The organism is Vibrio sp. 2134-1, from assembly GCF_033339495.1.
Genome location: NZ_JAWOUS010000006.1, coordinates 167,660 through 192,137, shown reverse-complemented (window position 1 = coordinate 192,137; position 24,478 = coordinate 167,660). Strand labels below are relative to the sequence as shown.

Annotated in this window: 22 protein-coding genes and 2 tRNA genes; 13 read left to right on the top strand and 11 right to left on the bottom strand. The window is 44.9% G+C overall.

Annotated features, from left to right (window positions below; genetic code table 11):
• Positions 1 to 78 precede the first annotated feature (78 nt).
• Positions 79 to 2,775: a heavy metal translocating P-type ATPase gene (locus tag R7R78_RS09885; protein ID WP_225473478.1), complete on the top strand. Its 2,697-nt coding sequence runs from the start codon at positions 79 to 81 to the stop codon at positions 2,773 to 2,775.
• 21 nt (positions 2,776 to 2,796) lie between these two features.
• Entirely contained in the window at positions 2,797 to 3,246 is a 450-nt protein-coding gene (locus tag R7R78_RS09880) for a DUF411 domain-containing protein (protein WP_225473476.1), read from the top strand.
• 65 nt (positions 3,247 to 3,311) lie between these two features.
• On the opposite strand, the gene R7R78_RS09875 is transcribed toward R7R78_RS09880, so the two are convergent.
• Both R7R78_RS09875 and R7R78_RS09870 read right to left on the bottom strand, forming a co-directional pair.
• Entirely contained in the window at positions 3,312 to 4,004 is a 693-nt protein-coding gene (locus tag R7R78_RS09875) for an oligogalacturonate-specific porin KdgM family protein (RefSeq protein ID WP_005382004.1), read from the bottom strand.
• 439 nt (positions 4,005 to 4,443) lie between these two features.
• A complete protein-coding gene (locus R7R78_RS09870) occupies positions 4,444 to 7,095 on the bottom strand; it encodes a beta-N-acetylhexosaminidase (protein ID WP_225473474.1) in 2,652 nt (883 codons plus the stop codon).
• A gap of 494 nt (positions 7,096 to 7,589) precedes the next feature.
• Between R7R78_RS09870 and R7R78_RS09865 the strand changes: the two genes are divergently transcribed.
• Complete coding sequence (locus R7R78_RS09865; protein WP_213912485.1) at positions 7,590 to 8,462, top strand: TraB/GumN family protein; 873 nt, start codon at positions 7,590 to 7,592, stop codon at positions 8,460 to 8,462.
• A gap of 137 nt (positions 8,463 to 8,599) precedes the next feature.
• Complete coding sequence (locus R7R78_RS09860) at positions 8,600 to 8,983, top strand: hypothetical protein (RefSeq protein ID WP_005384085.1); 384 nt, start codon at positions 8,600 to 8,602, stop codon at positions 8,981 to 8,983.
• Between the two features lie 185 nt (positions 8,984 to 9,168).
• On the opposite strand, the gene R7R78_RS09855 is transcribed toward R7R78_RS09860, so the two are convergent.
• Positions 9,169 to 9,245: transfer RNA gene (locus R7R78_RS09855), tRNA-Pro, on the bottom strand.
• 259 nt (positions 9,246 to 9,504) lie between these two features.
• Here R7R78_RS09855 and R7R78_RS09850 point away from each other — a divergent pair.
• From R7R78_RS09850 to rluF, 3 genes are all read left to right on the top strand, one after another.
• Complete coding sequence (locus tag R7R78_RS09850; protein WP_005382236.1) at positions 9,505 to 9,645, top strand: DUF3149 domain-containing protein; 141 nt, start codon at positions 9,505 to 9,507, stop codon at positions 9,643 to 9,645.
• Between the two features lie 132 nt (positions 9,646 to 9,777).
• A complete protein-coding gene (smrA, locus tag R7R78_RS09845) occupies positions 9,778 to 10,359 on the top strand; it encodes a DNA endonuclease SmrA (protein WP_005382233.1) in 582 nt (193 codons plus the stop codon).
• Positions 10,360 to 10,453: 94 nt separating this feature from the next.
• A complete protein-coding gene (rluF, locus tag R7R78_RS09840; protein WP_064377052.1) occupies positions 10,454 to 11,611 on the top strand; it encodes a 23S rRNA pseudouridine(2604) synthase RluF in 1,158 nt (385 codons plus the stop codon).
• A 66-nt stretch (positions 11,612 to 11,677) separates the two neighbouring features.
• Here rluF and ybaK read toward each other — a convergent pair whose 3' ends face one another.
• The 8 genes from ybaK to hemA form a co-directional block, all read right to left on the bottom strand.
• A complete protein-coding gene (ybaK, locus tag R7R78_RS09835) occupies positions 11,678 to 12,151 on the bottom strand; it encodes a Cys-tRNA(Pro) deacylase (RefSeq protein ID WP_005384092.1) in 474 nt (157 codons plus the stop codon).
• A gap of 102 nt (positions 12,152 to 12,253) precedes the next feature.
• On the bottom strand, positions 12,254 to 13,936 hold the full coding sequence (gene ushA / locus R7R78_RS09830; protein ID WP_213916237.1) for a bifunctional UDP-sugar hydrolase/5'-nucleotidase UshA: 1,683 nt from the start codon (positions 13,934 to 13,936) through the stop codon (positions 12,254 to 12,256).
• Positions 13,937 to 14,156: 220 nt separating this feature from the next.
• Positions 14,157 to 15,008, bottom strand: a complete 852-nt coding sequence (gene kdsA / locus R7R78_RS09825) for a 3-deoxy-8-phosphooctulonate synthase (protein WP_005384095.1) — start codon at positions 15,006 to 15,008, stop codon at positions 14,157 to 14,159.
• Between the two features lie 53 nt (positions 15,009 to 15,061).
• On the bottom strand, positions 15,062 to 15,871 hold the full coding sequence (locus R7R78_RS09820) for a SirB1 family protein (protein WP_005384098.1): 810 nt from the start codon (positions 15,869 to 15,871) through the stop codon (positions 15,062 to 15,064).
• A 5-nt stretch (positions 15,872 to 15,876) separates the two neighbouring features.
• Entirely contained in the window at positions 15,877 to 16,260 is a 384-nt protein-coding gene (locus R7R78_RS09815) for a SirB2 family protein (protein ID WP_005382225.1), read from the bottom strand.
• 40 nt (positions 16,261 to 16,300) lie between these two features.
• Positions 16,301 to 17,155 carry a peptide chain release factor N(5)-glutamine methyltransferase gene (gene prmC, locus R7R78_RS09810; protein WP_017634841.1) on the bottom strand — a complete coding sequence of 285 codons (855 nt, stop codon included), beginning with the start codon at positions 17,153 to 17,155 and terminating at the stop codon, positions 16,301 to 16,303.
• A gap of 3 nt (positions 17,156 to 17,158) precedes the next feature.
• Positions 17,159 to 18,247: a peptide chain release factor 1 gene (prfA, locus tag R7R78_RS09805; protein ID WP_005382222.1), complete on the bottom strand. Its 1,089-nt coding sequence runs from the start codon at positions 18,245 to 18,247 to the stop codon at positions 17,159 to 17,161.
• Positions 18,248 to 18,276: 29 nt separating this feature from the next.
• Positions 18,277 to 19,533 carry a glutamyl-tRNA reductase gene (gene hemA, locus R7R78_RS09800; RefSeq protein ID WP_005384104.1) on the bottom strand — a complete coding sequence of 419 codons (1,257 nt, stop codon included), beginning with the start codon at positions 19,531 to 19,533 and terminating at the stop codon, positions 18,277 to 18,279.
• Positions 19,534 to 19,667: 134 nt separating this feature from the next.
• On the opposite strand from hemA, the gene lolB reads away from it, so the two are divergent.
• The 6 genes from lolB to R7R78_RS09770 all read left to right on the top strand — a co-directional run bounded on the left by lolB (position 19,668) and on the right by R7R78_RS09770 (position 24,352).
• A complete protein-coding gene (lolB, locus tag R7R78_RS09795) occupies positions 19,668 to 20,306 on the top strand; it encodes a lipoprotein insertase outer membrane protein LolB (protein WP_225473472.1) in 639 nt (212 codons plus the stop codon).
• Positions 20,303 to 21,175, top strand: a complete 873-nt coding sequence (ispE, locus tag R7R78_RS09790; protein ID WP_213869001.1) for a 4-(cytidine 5'-diphospho)-2-C-methyl-D-erythritol kinase — start codon at positions 20,303 to 20,305, stop codon at positions 21,173 to 21,175. The genes lolB and ispE overlap by 4 nt, the downstream gene beginning before the upstream one ends.
• A gap of 27 nt (positions 21,176 to 21,202) precedes the next feature.
• The gene (locus tag R7R78_RS09785) at positions 21,203 to 22,147 is read left to right on the top strand and encodes a ribose-phosphate pyrophosphokinase (RefSeq protein WP_005393176.1); all 945 of its coding nucleotides are present in this window, start codon (positions 21,203 to 21,205) and stop codon (positions 22,145 to 22,147) included.
• Between the two features lie 151 nt (positions 22,148 to 22,298).
• Positions 22,299 to 22,889 (top strand): aminoacyl-tRNA hydrolase, encoded by a 591-nt coding sequence (gene pth, locus R7R78_RS09780; RefSeq protein ID WP_005384112.1) that lies wholly within the window; start codon positions 22,299 to 22,301, stop codon positions 22,887 to 22,889.
• A 10-nt stretch (positions 22,890 to 22,899) separates the two neighbouring features.
• Positions 22,900 to 23,991, top strand: a complete 1,092-nt coding sequence (gene ychF / locus R7R78_RS09775) for a redox-regulated ATPase YchF (protein WP_005393178.1) — start codon at positions 22,900 to 22,902, stop codon at positions 23,989 to 23,991.
• A 284-nt stretch (positions 23,992 to 24,275) separates the two neighbouring features.
• A tRNA-Met gene (locus R7R78_RS09770) sits at positions 24,276 to 24,352 on the top strand.
• Positions 24,353 to 24,478 lie beyond the last annotated feature (126 nt).

Here is a 24,478-nt window from a genome sequence, read left to right as displayed (position 1 = left end):
TGAGTAGCAAATGGGTATTGACCTTACCCTTACAGGAAGGTTTAAGCTCATAGCATCACTACTATTGAGGTGCAGATTATGTATCAGTTAGTTATACCTTTATCAGGGCTCAACTGCATGGGCTGTGCGAGAAAAGTTGAGAATGCTTTACATGCGAATCACGATGTGGAGATCCTCAATTTGTCCCCGACGCAAGTAGAGGTCAAAACCGAGTCTTCTCTTAAAGAGCTCGTCTCGTCGATTGAATCTCTTGGTTACCAAGCAGGAAATCACTACGAGCTAAACCTTTCAGGCTTAAGCTGTGGCGGTTGCGTCAAAAAACTTTCATCTTTATTAGAATCTAATCAAGACGTTATTTCTTTTGAGGCTTCAACAACGCACTTAGAGATTCGTACCCTCCTCTCCGAGCAACAAGTGATCGACTTAATAGCAACACTCGGCTATACCGCCAACCTTGATTCTGTTGAAGTAGAGAACGAAAGCTCACCAGAGACTGAACAGGTAGAAAAGCAAAGCAATATTAAAGATACGCAGGTGCCACCAGCGAGTATTCAATTGCAAATGCTGATTCAAGGCATGACGTGTGCGAGTTGCGTATCTTCAGTAGAGAAAGCACTTACTAACGTAGAAGGCGTTGAGAAGGCACAAGTCAACCTTGCAGAACAAAGCGCACTAGTATTCGCAAGCCAAGACTCTGATGACCTCCTTAACGCAATTGTTGAATCGGTAAAACAAGCCGGTTACCAAGCAGAGATCCTACAAGACGCCGCAACCCAGCAAGAAAAGCAAGCACAGCAACAACGTCAGCAACAAAAACGCTTTAAACTGGATGCTATTGCTGGCCTTGTCGTCGGTGCCCCTTTAATGATTTGGGGCGTTGCTGGCGGCAATATGATGATTCGCAACACCAACGACCAATTAGCTTGGGGCGCGATCGGTATCGTATGTTTACTCCTTCTTGCCACAGCAGGGAAACACTTCTTCAGTAACGCTTGGTTAGCAGCTACTCACAAGCGCGCCACCATGGACACGTTAGTCGCGCTCGGTACTGGCGCAGCGTGGTTCTATTCGATGCTTGTGGTGATTTTCCCAGACTGGTTCCCTCTTGCTTCACGCCACGTGTACTTTGAAGCGAGTGCAATGATCATCGGCTTAATTTCTCTTGGGCACTATATAGAAGCAAAAGCCAAAGCAAACACAACACGCTCATTGCAAGCTCTGATTAACCTGCAACCTCAGCAAGCTACGGTAATCACGGAACAAGGCGATCAACAAATAACGGTTGAGCAAATCACGCTAGGCATGAAACTGCGTATCAAACCAGGCGAGAAAGTGCCTGTTGATGGTGTTGTGATTCAAGGTGAATCATACATTGATGAGTCGATGCTCACTGGTGAACCAGTACCAGTGTTAAAAGCGCAAGAGGCTCAAGTGTCTGCTGGGACATTAAATACCGATGGTGGATTAGTCATTGAGGCAACGGGCATTGGCGCAAATACCATGCTGGCTCGTATCATCCGCATGGTGCGCACAGCGCAAAGCAGTAAGCCAGCCATCGCGAAACTGGCAGACCAGATTTCATCGGTGTTTGTCCCTGTCGTTGTTGGCATAGCAATACTGGCCGCGCTCGTTTGGTTTGCCGTTGGCCCAGAGCCAAAAGCGAGTTATATGCTGGTGGTCACCACAACCGTCCTGATCATCGCCTGCCCTTGCGCTCTAGGCTTAGCAACCCCACTTTCTGTCACGGTGGGAGTGGGTAAAGCCGCAGAGCTCGGCATTCTGATCAAAGACGCCGACGCCCTTCAATTGGCAAGCAAAGTCGACACGGTTGTATTCGACAAAACTGGCACGCTTACCCAAGGTAAACCTAGCGTTCAGCAAGTGTTTACTCACGCCACCAGCCAAGAAGATCTATTGGCTTTAGCGTATGCGGCAGAGCGTCAGTCTGAGCACCCACTGGCAAAAGCGGTATGTGATTACGCCAAACGACACGACGCAAAGGGTGTCTCATTAGACAAGTTTGAGAACGTTCGCGGGCGCGGCATTTGGGCGACGTATCAAGATAAACCGCTGCTCATTGGTTCGCTTCAATTTATGCAAGCAGAGAACGTCGAGACCAGCGCACTAAAACCCGCCATCGATGAATGCGCAAAAAATGCGTGGACTCCGGTAGCTGTGGCATTGAACGGCGAACTGATCGGTCTGATCGCCATTGCCGACCCGATCAAATCAGATGCGAAGCAAGCGCTCTCTGCATTAAAATCGCAAGGCATCAAAACGGTAATGCTGACGGGCGATAACCAACACGTTGCCAATGCTATCGGCCAAGAACTTGGTATTGATGAAGTGATTGCCCAAGTAATGCCAGATGAGAAAGCTCAGCACATTGAGCAACTTCAATCTCAAGGACATGTCGTGGCAATGGTGGGGGATGGCATTAACGACGCCCCTGCTCTCGCGTTATCCAACCTAGGTATTGCCATGGGTAGCGGCAGTGATGTCGCCATTGAAAGTTCGCAAATGACCATCCTGAACACATCACCAATGGCGGTAGTACATGCGATTGAACTCTCTCGCGCTACACTTAAGAACATGAAGCAAAACCTATTTGGTGCCTTTGTTTACAACTCGTTGGGTATTCCAGTTGCCGCTGGTGTGCTTTACCCAGAGTTTGGATTTTTGCTCAGTCCTGTTGTCGCAGGAGCGGCAATGGCACTGTCTTCAATTACTGTCGTTAGTAATGCAAATCGACTACGACTGTTTTCAGTAAAATAACCACTTCTTTTTGAGGGTATTATGAAGTTGAAACTATTGACCTTTGCAATGCTTGCGACCGTGTCCGCCAACGTATTGGCAGCCGATGTCATTAACCATAAATCACCATACTGTGGCTGTTGTGGAGAATGGACAAAACACATGGAAGAGAACGGCTTTACGGTCGAAGAAAAATTGCACGATGACATGAACGCCATCAAACGCGATCTAGGCATCAAGAATGAACAGCTTTACTCTTGCCACACGGCAGAGATCAACGGCTATCTGTTTGAAGGTCACATTCCAGCCGAAGACATTAAAGCGTTTTTGAAAAATCCACCACGTAACGCAAAAGGCCTATCAGTACCGGGCATGCCAATGGGCTCCCCTGGTATGGAATATGGCGACAAAAAAGACAGCTACACCGTTTACGCCTTTAACGAAAAAGGCCAAGTGTTCAAATATAGCCACCACGAAGGCAACGACCAATAAAAACAAAGCCCAGCGAGATAAACCGCTGGGCTTTTTCTTAATGGACAGTTAAGACAAATATAAAATTAGAAGCCGTAAGAGGCACCAAATACAAAAGCATTATTCACTAGGCTGTCACCACTCGCGTTTTCTGCACCGTGTGCTTGACTACGGAACTCAAAGTAAGGTTGAACACCTTTACGAGTCCACGTTGCACGAAGCTCGTGGTCCATGGTTTCCGCTTCAATCATGTAGACGTTGTTGTAGCTTAGCGTCACATCCTCATTCATCACGTAACCGATGCGGTTGTCCATGCGGTAATCTGTATCCGCATCTGCGTCTGTCGCATCAATGTGCGCACGAGTACGGTTACTTAAGGAGATGCCGTTATCGAAGTTGTAACCGATCTTAACCAATGGACGGTACTGTACATTCTCGCCAGCAGAGAACAGGTGTTGGTAACCCGCGGCAACCCATAAATGATCGGTAATATTAAATGACTGCTCACCACCCACAGTGATTGCTGGTGTTGTGTTACCTGCGCCACCGTTTTCTGTTTCCAGTTTACCCAACTGAATACCATCAAATTCGGTGTAAACCGTAAAGCCGCCGAATTGGTTATCAAAAGTATGACCAGCTTCCAGTGTAGACGTAACGTCCGAACCATGAATTCGACCATCATCGTGGAATTGAACATTACCTGTTACGTAAGAAGAACCAGCAAAAGCGCTAGAAGCGAAAGCGAGAGAAAGAGCACTCAGTGCAAAAATGTTTTTCATAATTACTGCCTTTATTTATTCACGTTATGCGATAGTTTTAGAGGGCATCTCTTCCCTTTTATCGCAAACTTTGGAATGTGCCTCCTTGGCGTTCGCAATATTGTTTCAATTAATTCGCGATGAAAAATAAAACATTTTAAAAAGTGATCTTGTTCAAACCGAAGCTCAACAACCCTGATAAAAACATGGGAAATACAGGCACTTATCGTATTTTTATAAAATTATTCAAAAAATAGAAGTGTGATCGTAAACAGATAATTTATTGATATTTAGCAGATTAAGTCGATCCAGTTCACAATAACCTTGACCATTACAACCAAAAACTTATTTATCAATGAAAAATAATTAGACATCGATCACGCTTAATTTCCTCAAAAAATAAAGAAAGCCCCAACATGAGGTTGAGGCTTTGCCAAAAAATTAACTTACAAGAATTGAGTTATTTCACGCTGGTCACTCGACTTGCTTTCTCACCGGTTGCTGACACAGAACGGATAAACACTTCACCTTTCACATTTGGACGAGCATTATCTGCGTAAGTTAGCCAGTTCTTGCCGTCTAGAGAGTATTGAAGCTTCACCCCTGGGAACTGAACGTTCATTGCTAGCTTGCCATCTTCTACTTTCGCACCTGGTACAGGCAGGCGGTAGTCGATACCTGATTTTTCTAGCTTAGCCAGTTCACGTTGGCCAAGTACGTTCGCAAAGCGGTTGTAGTCTTGGTTTAGCGCAGCTTTGTCTACTAGGTTAGAGTTTTGCGAGTATTCAACACCCACTTTGTAGTCGTTTTCCCAATCAGCACGGTGCCATGCACGCTCAGCGGCTGCTAGTACGCGAGGGAATACCATGTACTCGTATTGCTCGTCGTTACGTACTGTCTCAGACCACAGCTGTGCTGATAGACCATAGAAAGGTTTCGCTTCGATTTCACCTTTACCAGTGAAGCCGTTACCATCGCGGTCTACAGAGGTTTCTGCGTTCTGAGGCATGTTCTCTGGTGCAAAACCAAACATCTTACGAGTATCTGTTGCACGCGTCGCCCAGTAGTAACCACGCTCTTTCGGGTCAACTTCGTACGGCATGTCCATGTATACGTAGTCTGGGTTAGAAACGATAACGTCGTAACCTTTCTTAGACCATTCGTACACTGATGATGTGCCACCCCAGTAAAGAACGTCCCAGAAGTTAACACGTGTGTTTTCTGTTGCGAACGCTTTCTCACCTTCACTGTGCTTAAGGCCATCTTGCCAAGCTTGGAAGTTTGGAATGCCTTTCTCTGCCACCATCTTCGACACTTCTTCTGCAAAGTGGCTTGGTAGATGAGCAAAATCGCTTACCGTACCGTCTGCAATTAGCGTCTGACATTGTGGTGACTGTGCGAATGGCTTGTCTTGCTTAGACAAATCAATGTTACCCTTCCAGCTTACTTTGTCTTCTGCGTTGATGTCTTGCAGACCAGCGCCTAGCTTGATGTTCTTCGCTTCGTCACCACCAAAGTGCCATGTTGTTAGCGGCGTGCCCGCTTCTTGGTGCATTGCTGCTACTTCTGAAATCACTTTATCAACAAAGCGAGTTGAAGATTCCATACATGGGTTGATGAAGCTTTGCTTGTTGTAGAACTGAACCGTCGTTACGTTCGATGTATCTTGAGGATCCATCAGGCGGTACTCGTTCGCTTCGGCTTCTTTACCTTCTTCCATTAGACGGTCGTAACGTGCTTCCATTGATACCACTGCTGCACGAGCGTGTGCTGGCATATCGATTTCAGGAATCACTTCGATGTTACGCGCTTTCGCGTACTTCAAGATGTCCACGTAGTCTGCTTTGCTGAAGAAGCCAGAACCAAAGTTGTCTGTCGTTGCACCTGAGCCAAGCTGAGGCAGTAAACAGCTTTTCTCTTCCAAATCGAAACAACGGTTAGCACCCACTTCAGTCAGCTCTGGCAGACCCGGGATTTCTAAACGCCAGCCTTCATCATCCGTTAGGTGAAGGTGTAGTTTGTTCATCTTGTACGCGGCCATTTGGTCAAGCGTTGCAAGAATCGCGTCTTTAGAGTGGAAGTTACGAGCCACGTCCACCATCACACCACGGTAATCAAAACGCGGCGCATCTTTAATAGACAGTTGTGGTAGAGAATCAGCATTTTGGCTATCTACCAGGCCAAAGATAGATTGTACTGCGTAGAAAGCACCTGCTTGGTCAAACGCTTTAATCGCAATACCGTCGCCTTTGATGCTCATTTCGTAAGCACCAGATTTTGCCAATTCACCGGTGAAGTCTGCAGGAACAACAGTGATGCTTACAGGAAGATCACCACGAACATCCACACCTACCACTTCTGCACGACCTTGAATTGCTGCGTATTGAGCCGCATCGAATGCGTCTTTAGGCAGCGCAATACCCGCCGCGATATCTACCGTACCTTTACCTGCTTCAACAGACATTGGCGTTGGTAGTAACGTGGTTGATACGTCTTGTTTTGCTAGATCTTCGTTCTTCTCGAAACGAGACACAGCGCTCGCAAATACGTTGTTGTCATCTGGCGTACGTTTTAGGTTGTTACCCTCAAGGCCAGTCACGAAAGATGCAACGTCTTCTGTGTTAAGAGAAGCGATCATCTTAGGCTCTGCATTTGGTGCAGCAACGAAAGCGCCTGGCATGAAGTCAGTTTCAAATAGCTGCCAGTATTCAGCAACAAGAGGAAGCACAACCTCTTCACCCGCAGCAAAACCATCAAACTTATCTGTTGGTTCTAGTTTGTGTAGATCACCCGTTACGCGAGAGATTTTAAACTGTTCGTTTTCAACATCCAGAATCAGACGAATGCTATGGAAGTAAATAGCCCAATCTCTTGAGTCAACCGCTTCACCTTGGTTAACCAGCGTCATGTTTACCTTGTTACAAGACGCCCACTCAGCCCCTAAGTCCTGACAAGCAAGACCTTCGTTTGCACCGTGGTTAGTCAACACTTGGTATTGAATATCAAGATTATTAGCCAACGAATTTACAACTTGTTGTTCAGAGCTTTGCAGCGCAGAGCAACCTGCTAATGTAGTGATAACAGAAACAGCAATCAGACTAGGTTTAAACATCTTACTTCCCCAAAAAAGTCAGTGGTTCAAAACGACAATGATAAAAATCTCGGCCCCTCAAATGCGAGGTACCTAACCGTTACATTCAACATACAACCTGTTATTTCTAAGCGTAAAATAAATAGAAATAGGAAGTGATCCAGCTCAAAAAATGACACTCAGCAAAAACAATAAAAACCTAATTTTCATGGAGTTACAATACACGTCAAAATCGAACAACTTGTTTTGACGAGTTTGCTGCGATCTAGGTCACTTATATTCATGAGTTACGACTGATTTTGTAAGATTTGGATCACGCCTAATTATTTTGTGAACCATTAGTAAGCGAATTACCTATTTACCTTTCGTGAAGTGACTCTCATTTATTCGTCGTCAAAACTCGTCAATATTTTTAGAAATGACGATTTTGTCGAATACCCCACTGGAGAAATTGCACTTAACCTCACGCTATTTTGCGTATAAAGTTTAAAGGTATCTTATCTGAGGACCATTCTATGTTTCGTCTCTTGACGCTCATATCATCCCTACTTGTTACTTTGACTCCTTTTTCCTCTTATGCAGAGCCACAGCATTGGTTAGCGAAAAAAGGGGAAACCGAACTTATGATTATTGGCTCGGTACATGTGGGGGATAAAACGATGTACCCACTCCCTAGAACGGTCATCCAGCATTTAAGCCAAAGCGCAGGGTTGATTATTGAAGCAGACGTCAGGAATTCTGAAGGCTTGGTTTACCCACAAACAACCATTCTTTCTAAAGATGTTTTAGACAGAGCTCAACGTCGCCACTTAATTGAAATTGCCCAAGATTTAGGTTTGCCAGAAACTCAACTCCTAAATTCCCCACCTTGGATGGCGGCATTCACCATCCAACTCGCTTTAGTCAACAAACTGGGGTATGTCTCTGATAAAGGGGTCGACATGCACTTAATAGGACTCGCTGATAAAAAGCAAATTCCGGTCATTCCACTGGAGTCCGTGCAATTCCAAATCGATTTAATCGCAGGTCAATCAGAAGGCGGTAAAGAGATACTCCTCTCGTCAATTGAAGAATATGATGGCGGAGAAGAGTTGGTTCAATGCTTGATAGAGAGTTGGAAGACTGGTGATGGTAGCATGTTGGTCGAAGCCTCTTTGACCGATCATACAACAGAAGAGTTTAACCAAGCCTTTTTATACGAGCGTAATCGAGATTGGGCTAAAAAACTCGACACTGGCAGTGTTCTACCTCAGCAATCGGGTCGTTACACCGTTGTTGTTGGTGGCTTGCATTTAGTAGGTAAAGATAACCTGATTGAACTGCTTAAAAATCGGGGATTTAACATCAAACCACTGGGTAAGACGCGCCAAGCAAATTGTGATATCTAGTGATTGTTTGAAAAATGCCATTTAAATACAACCATTTAAAATTCATTCAAACTTTCTTATAAAACGCCGTTAAGCTAAGTGGATACAAAACAACTCATATGAAATTTAAATATTTATTCCTATACACGATTGGAATTATGCTCACTTCTTCGCTGTCTTATGCTAAACCGCCATGCAACGTAGAAGCTTTTCAAGCTATTGATATAACTCCGGAAGTAAAAGGCGGTGTTTTAGATAAAGAGAGTGGTCAATTTCTTATTACCGAAAAACCAATGATGCGTTGCGCGAACATCACGTTTTCAACAGCCCACACTCGAAATCGCGTTGCACATATGATGAACCAAGGCTTTGAAGCGGTTTACTATGATGGAAATACAAGCAAATCTCACTCAGTAACGTTTGATGAAGACGATTTAAAAGCGGGTTACGTCAAGATTGGGCCAAATCACCCAAAGACCGCTTATGTCTGTTTCACTACTTCTGAAACTCCTATCAATACTATCTCGTGTGACATCAAGTAATAAATTTACTCGCTCTAAAAAATGAAAAGGCCCTACATTTCTGTAGAGCCTTCCTCTCAATATGTGTCGATGAAGAGCCATGTTCTAACTTCAAGCGAACCCCATTTGGTTCGATACTATTGAAGTCTAAAATTACTAGCACTAAAAACGACGAAAGCCTGCTCATTGAGCAGGCTTTCTAAAAGTGGTCGGTGAAGAGGGATTCGAACCCCCGACCCTCTGGTCCCAAACCAGATGCGCTACCAAGCTGCGCTATTCACCGAGATGTTTAACTGAGGAATTGTCCCCGTCAACGAATGCGTATATTACGGATTCTGAACTTTGGCGCAAGTGCTTTTTACAAAAAAACCTTAGGTCTTAATTCGTTTGATGAATAACTGAACACTAGCACGTAAAATGTGACTGATAACTCACAACAAAATACAGTTTATTAACCTTAGCAACATAATTGATCCAGATCAGTGTGCAACAAGACACCGCCATTTAGTTTATTCCTGTCGGGAACATCTTGGAGGAAACATATGGACTTTTGGCTTGATCTCCTATTTGGTAATGCAGTGGGTCTATCGTCAATGATAGTAATTTTTGGGGCAATTGGTCTGATGTTATTTTACGGCGGTTTCTTCATATACAAGATCATGAACGACAAATCTCCTCACTAGATCTCGCTTAGCTCTAGAAACGCTTTGCACCGGAGTCGGTTACTTGCCTACTCCGGTTTTTTATTTGATCTCAATGCACCACTCATTGATATAATCCTATTATTCTTCCCTGTTCTTAATGAGATTACTGCTATGTCTCACGACGACGATTTTGATCTATTTCAACAGATGATGGGCGATGTAAAGCCAATCACTCAAGACACCACCGAACACAAAAAAGTACACCAAGTAACAGAAGCACAGCTCGCAAAACGCGAAGCAGCAATCTGGTTAACGGAAGATGACCCAGAATACCTATCACTTGATCACGCTGAAATGCTCAAGCCAGAGGACTTTGTTGAGTTCAAACGTGATGGTGTACAGGACGGGGTTTACCGCAAACTTCGCCTTGGTAAGTATCCAATCCAAGCTCGCTTGGATTTGCACCGTAAAACATTGAAAGAAGCACGTGATGAAGTCGTGACGTTTTTAAAGCAATGCCTATCAATGGACATTAGAACGGTCGTTATCGTCCATGGTCGAGGAGAACGCTCAAATCCACCTGCAATGATGAAAAGCTTTGTTAGCAGTTGGCTACGACAAATAAAGGAAGTCCAATGCGTCCATAGTGCGCAACGCTTTCACGGTGGAACTGGAGCCGTTTACGTCCTACTTAGAAAAAGTGCGGAAAAGAAATTAGAAACCCGCGAACGTCACCAAAAACGGTTAGGCTAAATTTCACCCTAATGCTAGAATGCCCGCCCTTATTCTTCCTTCCCCTTAAAGGAAGGGAGCTTCATTCGCCGTTGTGAAACGTTAGGAGACAAAAATGTCACAAGACAACGCTAAACGATTAAATAAATTCATCAGTGAAACGGGGTTTTGCTCACGCCGTGAAGCAGACAGACTGATTGAGCAAGGCCGTGTCACCATTAATGGCAACAAACCTGAAATGGGGACAAAAGTGCTACCTGGTGATGATGTTTGTGTGGATGGTAAGCCAGTGGCAGCAAAAGAGAAGCCGATTTATATCGCTCTCAATAAACCAACAGGCATCACCTGTACAACTGAGAGAGACGTCCCTGGAAACATCGTTGATTTCATCGGCCACCAAAAACGTATCTTTCCGATCGGCCGCTTAGACAAACCCTCTGATGGTCTGATCTTTTTGACCAACGATGGCGACATCGTGAACAAAATCCTTCGCGCAGGCAACAGCCACGAAAAAGAGTACGTCGTACGCGTGGACAAGCCAATTACAGGCGAGTTTCTCAAACAGATGTCGAGTGGCGTTAAGATTCTCGACACAGTCACCCTACCTTGTAAGGTAACGAAAGAAACTAAATTCTCTTTCCGTATTGTGCTCACTCAAGGACTTAACCGTCAGATCCGTCGCATGTGTGAAGCGCTAGGCTATGAAGTATTCAAGCTGCGTCGCGTACGCATCATGAATATCTCTCTTGATGGTATTCCGAATGGAAAATGGCGTTACCTAAGTGACGAAGAAGTGGCAGAGATCCTAGCAATGTGTGAAGGCTCGGTAGGTACAGAAGAAGCATCAAAAACAGACTCTAGAGGTCGCAACATTCGTAAAGCGACCGACGCGAAGCTGTTTGATAGCCGTGAAGAAAACCAAGATTCTACTGCTCGTCGTAACCAGAAGACACGAACTTTCCGTGGTAACAATGCTGATGAATTCCGTCATGCACCAAACTCGAAAAAAGGTCAACAAAAGCGTCGTCAGCGTGATGATGAAGGCGGACGTCCAGCTAAAGAACATTACAAAGCGAAACCACAAGGTGAACGCAGCAGACCGCAAGGCGAGCATGGTAAATCGCACCGTAAACCAGATGCATCGAGCAATACGCATTCAGCAAACAAGCCTCAATCACCGAGTAAGCCTAAGCAGCATTACATGAATCCAAATGCCGCGAAACCAAGCAAACCAGCTAAACGCACTGGTGGTACATTGAGTCTGAAGAAGTAACACTTCACTGACACAGGCAAGATCAAAAAAGGACGCTCATGAGCGTCCTTTTTATTTGTCATGAGTTTACAAACAAAGAGGTGCAAACTGACCACGAGTTAAGCTCAGCAAATCTCTCGGGGCTAACTCAATTTCTAAACCACGTTTACCAGCACTCACACAGATTTTGTCTTGCTCTGCTGCGCTTTCGTGCAAAAAAGTAGGTAAGGCTTTCTTCTGCCCTAGTGGGCTAATTCCACCAACGACATAACCTGTGGTCTTTTGGGCAATTTCCGGATCAGCCATATCGGCCTTTTTGCCCTTCGCTGCTTTCGCCGCCAGTTTTAGGTTCAGCTTTTGATCAACAGGGATAATCGCAACCGCAAGGTTCTTTGGCTCCCCGTTCAAGCAGAACAGCAAGGTTTTAAATACTGTTTTCGGATCCTGCCCCAGTACTTCAGCAGCCTCCAAGCCATAACTATCGGCTCTAGGGTCATGCTCATACTGATGAATCGTGTGTGGAATTTTTTTCTTTTTCGCAAGATTAATGGCCGGAGTCATCAAGATTCTCCTCATAAAAACAAAAAGCGCAGACTGAATTGGATCTGCGCTTTTAGTTAATGATATCAGCGAGTTTGAGTCAATCGCTTTTTCTCTGTTGGGTTACTGGTCAATCGCCGTATCAACTAAATACGTGATTTCACCTGAAGGGGCATACTCATTAACATCAATAGGGCTGTGTGTTTCTAAATAATCCTTCAAAACTTCAGCATCGGTAAAACCTGTATTTACATACCCTGGATGATCGTCGATTTTAGGGTAACCATCACCACCAGCAGCATTGTAGCTTGGTACGGTAAAGCGGTAATTACCATCTAAGCGAAGTTGCTTATTACCAATAAACACATTGGTTACCTCACCATTATTGATACTCATCGCAATGCCGGCAAACTGTGCATAAGCACCAGAGTCAACAGGCTTAGTTGCAACGACATTTAGATAATCTAATACCTCTTTACCCGTCATATCAACGTAAGAAACCATATTGCCAAATGGCTGAACAGTGAGCACGTCTTTATAAGTAATATCACCCGCAGCAATCGAATCTCGAACACCACCAGAATTCATTACGGCGAAATCTGCTTTCGCACGTTCCATGTGAGCCGTTGCAATTAATCGACCTAAGTTTGTTTGCTGGTAACGAACCACATTGCGGTCACCCTCAAGCTTACCGTTAGATTCTGCAATCTTCACGTTTAGCTTGCCCTGACCTTTTTCTTGATAAGGACGAAGAAACTCAAGCATCATTTCGTCTTGTTTAATCTCTTCTTGGATAAAGACTCGTTGTGACTGACCATCAACTTTAACTTTCTTTTTCAAGTTTACAGGGATCAGATCGTAGCTCACCATCGAGAGTTCGCCATTACGAAACTCGTAATCGGCGCGTCCCACATATTTCCCCCACTCATGTGCCTGAACAATAAAGGTACCATTTTGTTTATCGGGCTGACATTCATCACCTGGTTTAAAGTTCTTTTTGATAACGTTTGGACCTTCCATGCATACAGGTTCTTGTGAGTGTCCTCCAACGATCATGTCGAGATCGCCGTCATTCAAATAACGAGCTAACGCCACATCGCCAGGAGCATTGATGCCTCTATTACCATTTTCATAGTGTCCCATATGCGTGACAGCAAAAATCAGATCTGGATACTCTGTCTCTTTCAGTTCTGCAATCAACTTCTTGGCTTCTTCTTTTGGGTCACGGAAGTCAATTTGTTCAATGAATTCAGGGTTGCCAAGTTTCGCTGTGTCTTCGGTTGTAAGGCCAATGACCGCAATTTTAATGCCCTGCTTTTTAAACATCGCGTATGGTTGGAATAAACGCTTGCCAGTATTTTTATCGTAAATATTGGCAGACAACATCGGAAAGTTTGCCCACTCTTGCTGCTTGAATAGCACGTCCAATGGATTATCAAACTCATGATTACCTAGAGCCATCGCATCGTAACCAATTTTGCTCATGCCTTTAAAATCCGGCTCGGCATCTTGTAAATCAGACTCAGGTACTCCTGTGTTGATGTCACCACCAGAAAGCAGTAACACGCTGCCCCCCTCAGCCTGTATTTCTTCGCGCAAATCATCTATTAACGTTTTACGCGCCGCCATGCCATATTCACCGTATCGATTTTGCCAAAAGCGACCATGATGATCGTTAGTGTGCAATACGGTCAATTTATAGGTTGTATCGGCATTCCATTCTGGTGCAGGTTGCGTAGCACACCCAGCTAACGAGGCCAAGATAGCGGCACTCAAAACAGTTTTGATCATCAGACGCTGATTCATTTATTTACCTTTTTCTTATTGGGATTACTGATGCACATTTTAAGCATTGGATCTATTTGAAAACCACGTGCACCCTAACACATTGATTTAATAATTATGATGCATTGTTTAGCAATAACAAATTCATCAGTAACAAGTTTGAGAATTTACAGTTTTTCAGATAAAAAAATAGCCAACACTCGGTTGGCTATAGTATTTGTTACCACCAGTCATCTGGCGTTTACTTGATATCGATATCTGCAAAGCTCTTGATCAGATCATCAAGCGATTTCATTTGTGCTAAGAATGGCTCTAACTTGTCTAGAGGCAGTGCAGATGGGCCATCACAACGCGCTTGGTCTGGGTTTGGGTGCGCTTCGATAAATAGACCTGCGATGCCTGTCGCTAGACCCGCTTTTGCAAGTTCAACTGTCTGCTCACGACGGCCGCCAGATGCTGCGCCTGATGGGTCACGCATTTGTAGTGAGTGCGTTACGTCAAAGATGATTGGGCTACCTTTCGAAGCATTTTTCATCACACCAAAACCAAGCATATCAACCACTAAGTTGTCGTAGCCGTGGCAAGAACCGCGCTCACATAGGATGATCTTGTCGTTACCGCATTCTGCGAACTTCTCAACGATGTTACCCACTTGACCTGGGCTCATAAATTGAGGTTTCTTCACGTTGATAACCGCACCTGTTTTGGCCATAGCTTCAACAAGGTCAGTTTGACGAGCTAGGAATGCAGGAAGCTGAATAACGTCTACCACGTCAGCGACAGGTTGAGCTTGCGCTTCAGTGTGAACGTCCGTGATGATCTTTACACCAAAAGTGTCTTTCAGCTCCTGAAAGATTTTCATACCTTCTTCCAGACCTGGACCACGGTATGAATGAACAGAACTGCGGTTTGCTTTGTCAAACGACGCCTTAAATACGTAAGGAATACCAAGTTTTTCCGTTACTTTTACGTAGTGCTCACAGATCTGCATCGCAAGATCACGAGACTCAAGAACGTTCATACCTGCAAATAGGGTGAATGGCTTGTCGTTAGCAACCTGAATGTCGCCGATATTAACGATTTTCTGTTCCATTTTGATTCTCTTTTTCTGTCCACGATACGCCACAGTTCGGCACATCGATAAAATTAGTGAAGTGTGACGTGCGTTTCACTCATCACATTAACTTGTGATTTTAGTAGCTCGGAAGCCGGATCGTCAGGGCATTGGTCAATAAAGTACTGAAAATCTGATACCGCTACTTGAGGGCACTCTAGCTGTTGGAAAATAAAACCACGGTCACGAATTTCGTATGGGTCATCTGGCACAAACGTTAGAGCAAGATTTGTACAACGTAATGCCAGCGTATAATGCTCTTCACGCAACATCGCACTTTTAATCAATGCCAACCAGCGACCAATAATTGTTGGGTTGTCAGCTTCCTCAAAATGTTCAGGCTTTAGCTGAGCTAACGGTCCTTCCTGGCCAATAAGCCAAGCTTGAAGAATCCTTTCACCTACATACTCACCATTAAATGGGTTGATGTAGTCTGGCTTCTTATGCATCCAATCGACTTTTAACAGGAACTGAGTAGGGAAAGTAACTCCCTTCAACGGGAACCCCAGCTTTTTGCCTAGGTATAACAAAATCGAACCTAAGCTCACAGGAATACCTTTTCTGCGCTCCAACACTTTATCGATGAAGCTGTTGTCCGAAATAAAGTATTCCTGCTCGTCGCCTTTGAACCCCCACTCGTGGAAAAACAGTCGTAGGAATGCATCAAATCGTTGCTCTTCATCGGTTTCATGAACAAGCGTGGCTTCTGCATCTTTGTAAAGACGCTCTAACTCTTGTTTCGCCCAATGTACTTTGGTTTCTGGGTTAATCGCTTTGTTTAGCTCAAGCGCACCTTCCACCAACGGTATATTGTCAAAATCTTCGTCAAAAAACTCTAACATGACGTCTATCCAAATAACGTAGGGCTCTTAGACACAGCAATGTTTGCAGCCATGACCAACCAACCTAATGCGCCGAAAAAGCCAAATATCTTCAGTAGGTTGTTTTTCGCAAGTTTCAATGAGAAGAATCCAAGCGCAATGTACGCCAGTACGCAGGTGATTTTGTTTGTTAACCACGGTGCGGCATCGGTAAACGGGATGAAACCCGTAATGAAAATAAGCGCGATACCTGACACTAGCAATGCAGTATCAACGATGTGGGGAAACACTTTCAAAAAGCGATTATTTCGCTTCGGTGAGTTCATCATCATTAACACGAATCGGATCGATAGTAGCGTCGCGCTGAGAGCGATCGTCACTAAGTGTATGTGTTTTAGAGCTACGTACATTTTTCTTCTCTTTTTAGTTAGTGTTTGCTGACTTCCATGATTAACTGGCCAGACAACCAAGTGTTACTCGATCGTTACCGCCATAATCTTTTTCCGTAGCGACCTGTTGGTAACCAAAGCCACGCATTATCTCACGCACCGCCTCACCTTGATCATAACCATGTTCAAATGCCAGCCAACCGCCCACTTCAAGATACTGACGAGCAAGATCCGAGATATGACGAATATCAGCTAAGCCATTCTCTTTAGCAACTAATGCAGATTTTGGCTCAAAGCGCACATCGCCTTGGGATAAATGTGGATCTTTTTCATCAATATATGGCGGGTTGGAGACAATTAAAGCAAACTTCGTACCTTCTGTAATAGGCTCAAACCAACTGCCTTGAGCAAAGGTCACATTTTTGATGTTTAGCTGCTCAGCATTGTACTCTGCAAGTGCTTTCGCTTCTTGCTTAAGGTCTACGCCCATCACTTGACGCTTTGGCATTTCAGATGCAAGCGCGATGGCGATAGCTCCCGTCCCCGTTCCAAGATCTAAAATAGGCCCAGTTTGCTCGTAGGTCTTATCGAGTGCAACTTCGACCAAACGTTCTGTATCCGGTCTAGGTATCAGGGTAGAAGGAGAAACTTTAAACGGTAAAGACCAAAACTCTCGCTCACCAATAATATAAGCGACGGGTTCACCAGTTAAACGTCGTTCAAGTAGAGCATCAAACTGAGATTTTTGCTCTGCTTCTAACGCTTTTTCTGGCCAGGTCAGCAGGTAAGTTCGTGGTTTGCCAAGGACATGGCAAAGGAGTACAGCTGCATCGAGAGAAGGCGACTCTTTGCCGCCTTCTGCCAGTTTCGCCGTCGCACTTTTCAGTGCTTGCTCAATCGATTGAACTTGGCTCATCGATTAGCCGTTCTCTGCGAGCGCCGCAAGTTGGTCTGCTTGGTGCTCTTGAATCACAGGATCAATCAAGCTCTGTAGGTCACCTTCCATCACTTCGTTCAAACGATAGATGGTCAGGTTGATACGGTGATCAGACACACGACCTTGTGGGTAGTTGTATGTACGAATACGGTCACTACGGTCACCAGAACCTAGAAGGTTACGACGTGTATCAGACACTTCTGCGGCACGACGCTCTTCTTCCGCTTGAACGATACGAGCAGCAAGAACCGCCATTGCTTTCGCTTTGTTCTTGTGCTGTGAACGCTCATCCTGACACTCAACTACCGTACCCGTTGGTAAGTGGGTAATACGGATTGCAGAATCCGTGGTGTTAACGTGCTGACCACCCGCGCCAGATGCACGGAACGTATCGATTTTCAGGTCTGCTGCTTTGATTTCTGGCAGATCCGCTTCAGGGATTTCCGCCATTACTGCTACTGTACAAGCAGAAGTATGCACACGACCTTGAGACTCTGTTGCTGGAACACGCTGTACACGGTGACCGCCTGACTCAAACTTCAACACGCCGTATGCACCGTCGCCGCTTACTTTCGCGATCATCTCTTTGTAACCACCGTGCTCTGCTTCGTTAGAAGACATCACTTCGATACGCCAACCACGCTTTTCTGCGTACTTGCTATACATACGGAATAGATCACCCGCGAAGATACCCGCTTCGTCGCCACCCGCACCTGCACGAATTTCTAGGAAACAGTTACGATCATCGTTCGGATCTTTTGGCAGAAGAAGAATCTGTAACTCATCAGTAAGACGCTCAATCGTCGCTTTCGCTTCTTTGATTTCTTCTTGCGCCATTTCACGCATTTCTTCGTCGTCTTCGTTTGCCATCTCTTCAGCGGCGACAAGATCTTCTTGTGCTTGTTGATAAGCTTGGAAGCACTTGGTTACTTCTTCTAGCTGAGAGTACTCTCTTGATAGAGCACGGAATTTGTCCTGATTTCCAATTACATCAGGATCACCAAGAAGATGTTGAACTTCTTCGTAACGTTCTACTAGCGTTTCTAGCTTAGTCAGAATAGAGGCTTTCATAGTGTCGTTTTCTTAATAAAAAGCGTGAGTTATAGATCATCCAAGCCAAGTGTTTGGCGGATAATCGTTAATTTTGCTGGTTCGCCTTGCTCTGCTGCACTTTGCAATGCGCGAGTTGGAGCGTGAATCAGTTTGTTGGTGAGTTTATTACTCAGCTCGCGCAGCACTTTCTCCGGATCTGCGCCTGCCGCTAAAGATTGCAAACTTTTGCTCAGTAACTCTTCACGAATTTCGTTGGCTGATTTGCGATAGTCGCGAATACTATCGACGGCTTGCAGTGAACGCAACCATGTCATAAATGCAGCGCTTTCTTCACTAACAATCGCTTCAGCTTGAATCGCTTCGACTTTACGCTGCTCAATGTTGCTGTCGATGATAGATTGCAAGTCATCAACAGAATACAGATATGCGTCGTTCAGTTCACCGACTTCCGACTCTACATCTCGCGGCACCGCAATATCGACCAACAAGATAGGTTGATGCCGGCGCTGCTTTAGAGCCGTTTCGACCATACCTTTGCCAATAATAGGCAATGGGCTCGCCGTTGAGCTAATCACAATATCCGCTTTCGCCAAATGTTCAGGAATTTCGTTCAAACTGATCACTTCTGCGCCAAATTGGTCCGCTAAGCCTTGCGCGCGCTCTTTAGTGCGGTTCGCGACAATCATTTTTGTGCAACCGTTGGACGCTAAATGCTTCGCGACCAATTCAATCGTCTCACCCGCACCAACCAAAAGCACGGTTGAATCTGATAACGACTCAAAAATATGTTTTGCCAGTGTACATGCCGCATAAGCCACGGACACGGCATTACCACCAATATCTGTCTCTGTTCTTACCCGTTTGGCGACTGAGAACGTCTTTTGAAACAGTTTATCAATCGAGGCATCGACGGCTTGATGATCTCGCGAGTCAGAAAATGCTTGCTTTACCTGCCCCAAAATTTGAGGCTCACCCAACACCAGAGAGTCAAGACCGCACGATACGCGCATCAAATGCTTTATTGCTGCTTGCTCTTCATGAACATACAAACTCGGCATTAAATCTTCGCGGCTCACTTGATGAAATTGAGCAAGCCAATCGATCAACTTGTTTCGCGCTCCTTGCTTAACATCGCAGTACAACTCAGTTCGGTTACAGGTTGAAACAATCACACTGCCGTTAACTGCTTCGTGCTCTCTAAGTTGCTCGAGTGCAGGGCCGAGTTTATCCGGACCAAACGCCACCTTCTCTCGCAAGTCGACAGACGCTGTATTGTGATTAATTCCAATAGCAAGCAAGGACATCTAACGTGGTATCTCTGGGATAGGTTATAAAATAGGTCCAGAATTTTACTGTAAGCACGCATTTATTGAAAGGGTAAGCCGGATTTGTTTTCCTAAGTGCGACTTTTCAATGCTATAGTTGTGAGCGATTCCCGATGAAACTGATTAATAAGCCATCAAACATGACGTTACGCTCCTTTATTCTTTTTTTCTTGTCGAGCTTACTGCTCGCTGGTTGTTCGTCCGTTCCTGAAAGTGTTACCAGCGTTGAATGGCAAGCTCATGAGCATCGACTCGAAACCATCCAAGATTTTCAAGCAACGGGGAAACTTGGTTATATTGGCCCAGACCAAAGACAAAATTTAAACTTCTACTGGAAACATTCTTCAGCACTAAGCCAGTTGCGTTTAACAACGATTCTCGGACAAACGGCATTAAAGCTCACCATCACCCCACAAGGCGCCACAGTAGAAACTTACGACGATCAGGTCCTTTCTTCTCGCAGTGCTAACCAGCTGATTTACCGTCTTACAGGGTTGATGATGCCCGTCGATCACATGCCTGACTGGCTATTAGGTCTACCGACCGATGCCGACAAATTCCAACTGTCTCCAACCAATACACTGCAAGCGTTAAACAAACAAATTGGTTTAAATGATTGGAGCATTGCATATCAACGATATGGCGACGTTCAATGGCATGAACAGTCTCTCCCTCTGCCAAATAAGCTGAAACTCACCACAGCTGATGTCAAAATAAATCTAGTGATCACAAAATGGAACATCACCCAATGATTGAACTTTCAACACGCTGGCCATCACCAGCGAAATTGAATCTCTTTCTATATATCAACGGCCGTACAGAGAATGGCTACCACGAGTTACAAACGTTATTCCAATTCGTCGATCACGGCGATGAGCTCACCATTCAAGCGAACCATTCTGGTGATATTACGATTTCTCCAGAGATAGAAGGTGTGCCTCTTCAAGACAATTTAATTTGGAAAGCAGCAACCGCGCTTCAAACTTACTCAAACTGCCCTTTTGGCGCGCATATTGAGCTACAGAAAGTGCTGCCTATGGGTGGAGGCATTGGTGGGGGCTCATCGAATGCAGCTACAGCATTAGTGGCACTGAATTACTTATGGCAACTGAATCTAACTGACGACGAACTGGCTGAAATAGGTTTAAAACTAGGCGCAGACGTGCCCGTATTTGTGCGCGGATTTGCAGCTTTTGCTGAAGGTGTTGGTGAAAAACTCTCTCCTGCTTATCCCGAAGAAAAATGGTATTTAGTCGTCAGACCGAATGTATCTATCGCAACCGTCGACGTTTTTTGTCATCCAGATCTGACGCGAAACACCCCAAAACGAGATCTAGAAACACTTTTAAATACGCCAAGCGTAAACGATTGCGAAAAAATTGTACGAATGCTCTACCCAGAGGTTGATAAGCAACTTTCTTGGCTGCTACAATACGCGCCGTCAAGATTGACGGGGACAGGATCTTGCGTTTTTGCTGAATTTTCGAGCAAATCTGAAGCAGAAACTATCCTTGCACAACTCTCTGATAAAGTCTCGGCATTTGTCGCTCAAGGGCGCAATATTTCGCCATTAAAAGAGACTTTGGCTGAATACCAATCAGCCTCACACCGACCTATTTAAACTGGACGCAAACCCGAGGTTTCCACCGTGCCTGATATGAAGCTATTTGCTGGTAACGCAACACCTGAACTAGCCCAACGTATTGCTGATCGTCTTTACATCTCTCTTGGTGATGCATCTGTTTCTCGCTTTTCTGATGGCGAAGTTGCAGTTCAAATCAATGAGAATGTTCGTGGTAGCGATGTTTTCATCATTCAATCCACTTGTGCACCGACTAACGACAACCTAATGGAATTGGTTGTTATGATTGATGCAATGCGCCGTGCTTCAGCAGGCCGTATCACTGCAGTTATCCCTTACTTCGGCTACGCTCGCCAAGACCGTCGTGTACGTTCTGCGCGTGTGCCAATTACTGCAAAAGTTGTTGCTGATTTCCTATCTAACGTTGGTGTTGACCGCGTTCTAACTATCGACCTACACGCAGAGCAAATTCAAGGCTTCTTCGATGTACCTGTAGACAACATCTTCGGCACGCCAGTGCTACTTGAAGATATGCAGGCTCGCGGTCTAGATAACCCTGTAGTGGTATCTCCTGACCTAGGTGGCGTTGTTCGTGCTCGTGCAACAGCAAAAGCACTAGGCGACATCGACATCGCAATCGTAGATAAGCGTCGTCCACGTGCAAACGTTTCTGAAGTAATGAACCTAATCGGTGATGTTGAAGGTCGTGACTGTGTGATCGTTGATGACATGATCGACACAGGTGGCACACTATGTAAAGCAGCTGAAGCACTAAAAGAGCGCGGTGCTAAGCGTGTATTCGCTTACGCTACTCACGCAGTATTCTCAGGCAACGCTGCGGATAACATCAAGAACTCAGTTCTTGACCAAGTTATCGTGACTGACTCTATCTCTCTGTCTAAAGAGATGGCTGCAACAGGTAAAGTGACAACACTAAGCCTATCTCGCATGCTGGCTGAAGCGATTCGTCGTATCAGCAACGAAGAGTCAATCTCTGCAATGTTCAACTAATACGAACATTTCAGTTACACTGATTTCAAAAGCACCCCTCTTTGGGGTGTTTTTTTATTTGTACTGATAACTAGAAAATCCCTTGGTCGCCCACCGTGAGTTTTCTGTGCTATCATACTGCGCTTTTTGAGATTCCAGAGAGATCCTAACCTTGAGTCAACAAATCAAACTTCTTGTTGGTCTTGCTAATCCAGGACCAGAATACGCCAGAACTCGTCACAATGCGGGCGCTTGGGTTGTAGAAGAATTAGCACGCGTTCACAACGTTACACTGAAGAACGAACCAAAGTTTTTTGGTCTAACAGGACGCATTATGGTCAATGGCCAGGATCTCCGTTTGCTTATCCCAACCACCTTCATGAATCTATCAGGTAAATCGATCGCAGCGCTTGCGAAATTTTATCAAATTAAACCTGAAGAGATCATGGTTGCTCATGACGAGCTAGACTTACCGCCAGGTGTCGCTAAGTTTAAAAAAGGTGGGGGTCACGGTGGACACAACGGTCTGCGTGACACCATTAGCAAACTGGGCAATAACAAAGATTTTTATCGTCTTCGTATTGGCATTGGTCATCCGGGACACAAAGATAAAGTGGCGGGTTTTGTATTAGGTAAAGCGCCAGCTAAAGAGCAAGAGCTTTTAGATGCAGCAGCTGATGAGGCTGTTCGTTGTCTAGATATCCTGATTAAGGATGGCCTATCTAAAGCACAAAATCGCCTCCACACGTTCAAAGCTGAATAAGGTTACTATCATGGGTTTTAAATGTGGCATCGTTGGTCTACCTAACGTAGGTAAATCAACTCTGTTCAACGCACTAACTAAAGCGGGTATCGAAGCAGCAAACTTCCCGTTCTGTACCATTGAACCAAACACTGGTGTGGTTCCTGTGCCAGATCTACGTCTAGACGCACTAGCTAAGATCGTTAACCCACAGAGAGTTCTTCCAACGACGATGGAGTTCGTGGACATCGCTGGTCTTGTTGCTGGTGCATCACGTGGTGAAGGTTTAGGTAACAAATTCCTAGCTAACATCCGTGAAACAGACGCGATTGGCCACGTTGTACGCTGTTTTGAAAACGAAAACATTGTTCACGTTTCAGGTAAAGTTTCACCTATCGAAGATATCGAAGTGATCAACCTTGAACTTGCAATGGCTGACCTTGATTCTTGTGAGCGAGCGATTCAACGTAACGCGAAGAAGGCAAAAGGCGGCGATAAAGACGCAAAATTTGAACTAACCGTACTAGAAAAACTGTTACCAGTACTAACTGAAGGCGGCATGGCACGCACAGTTGAGCTATCTAAAGAAGAGTTAGCAGCAATCGGCTACCTAAACTTCCTAACACTGAAGCCAACTATGTACATTGCAAACGTAAACGAAGATGGCTTCGAAAATAACCCATATCTAGATGCGGTTCGTGAGTTCGCAGAAAAAGAAAACAATGTCGTTGTACCTGTATGTGCAGCTATCGAATCTGAACTATCTGAACTAGAAGATGAAGATCGCGAAGAATTCCTAGCAGATATGGGGATCGAAGAGCCGGGCCTGAACCGTGTAATTCGCTCTGGTTACGAACTACTGACTCTACACACCTACTTCACAGCAGGTGTTAAAGAAGTACGTGCTTGGACAATCCCTGTTGGTGCAACTGCGCCTCAGGCGGCAGGTAAGATCCACACTGACTTCGAGAAAGGCTTTATTCGTGCAGAAGTAGTTGGTTACGACGATTTCATCCAATTCAATGGTGAAAATGGCGCAAAAGACGCAGGTAAATGGCGTCTAGAAGGTAAAGACTACATCGTAAAAGATGGCGATGTTGTACACTTCCGCTTCAATGTTTAATTAAATGAATGAATTCTAAACACTTCATTTACACTAAAAGCCAGCTGTTAAGCTGGCTTTTTTAATACCTTAAGTAAATGAACAAAAATAAATTACGCAACTGCAAGCTAATTTATTTCCAGTTTTAGATCATAAACACGCCTCTTTGTTTAAAAAGGAAGCGAACGAGGTTTTTTCCGAAATTTATTAAAAAAAACTGTTGACGGATCTCACTCAACTTCGCATAATGCGCGCCGTTCCCAACGACAAGGCAACAAAGCGTTGAGAACAAAAAATATGGTTTTGGCTACGTAGCTCAGCTGGTTAGAGCACATCACTCATAATGATGGGGTCACAGGTTCGAATCCCGTCGTAGCCACCATGAACAACGTTATTTAGGTTTTTACCAATTACCTTGATAACTACAGAATAAGTTGCGGAAGTGGCGGAATTGGTAGACGCACCAGATTTAGGTTCTGGCGCCGCAAGGTGTGAGAGTTCAAGTCTC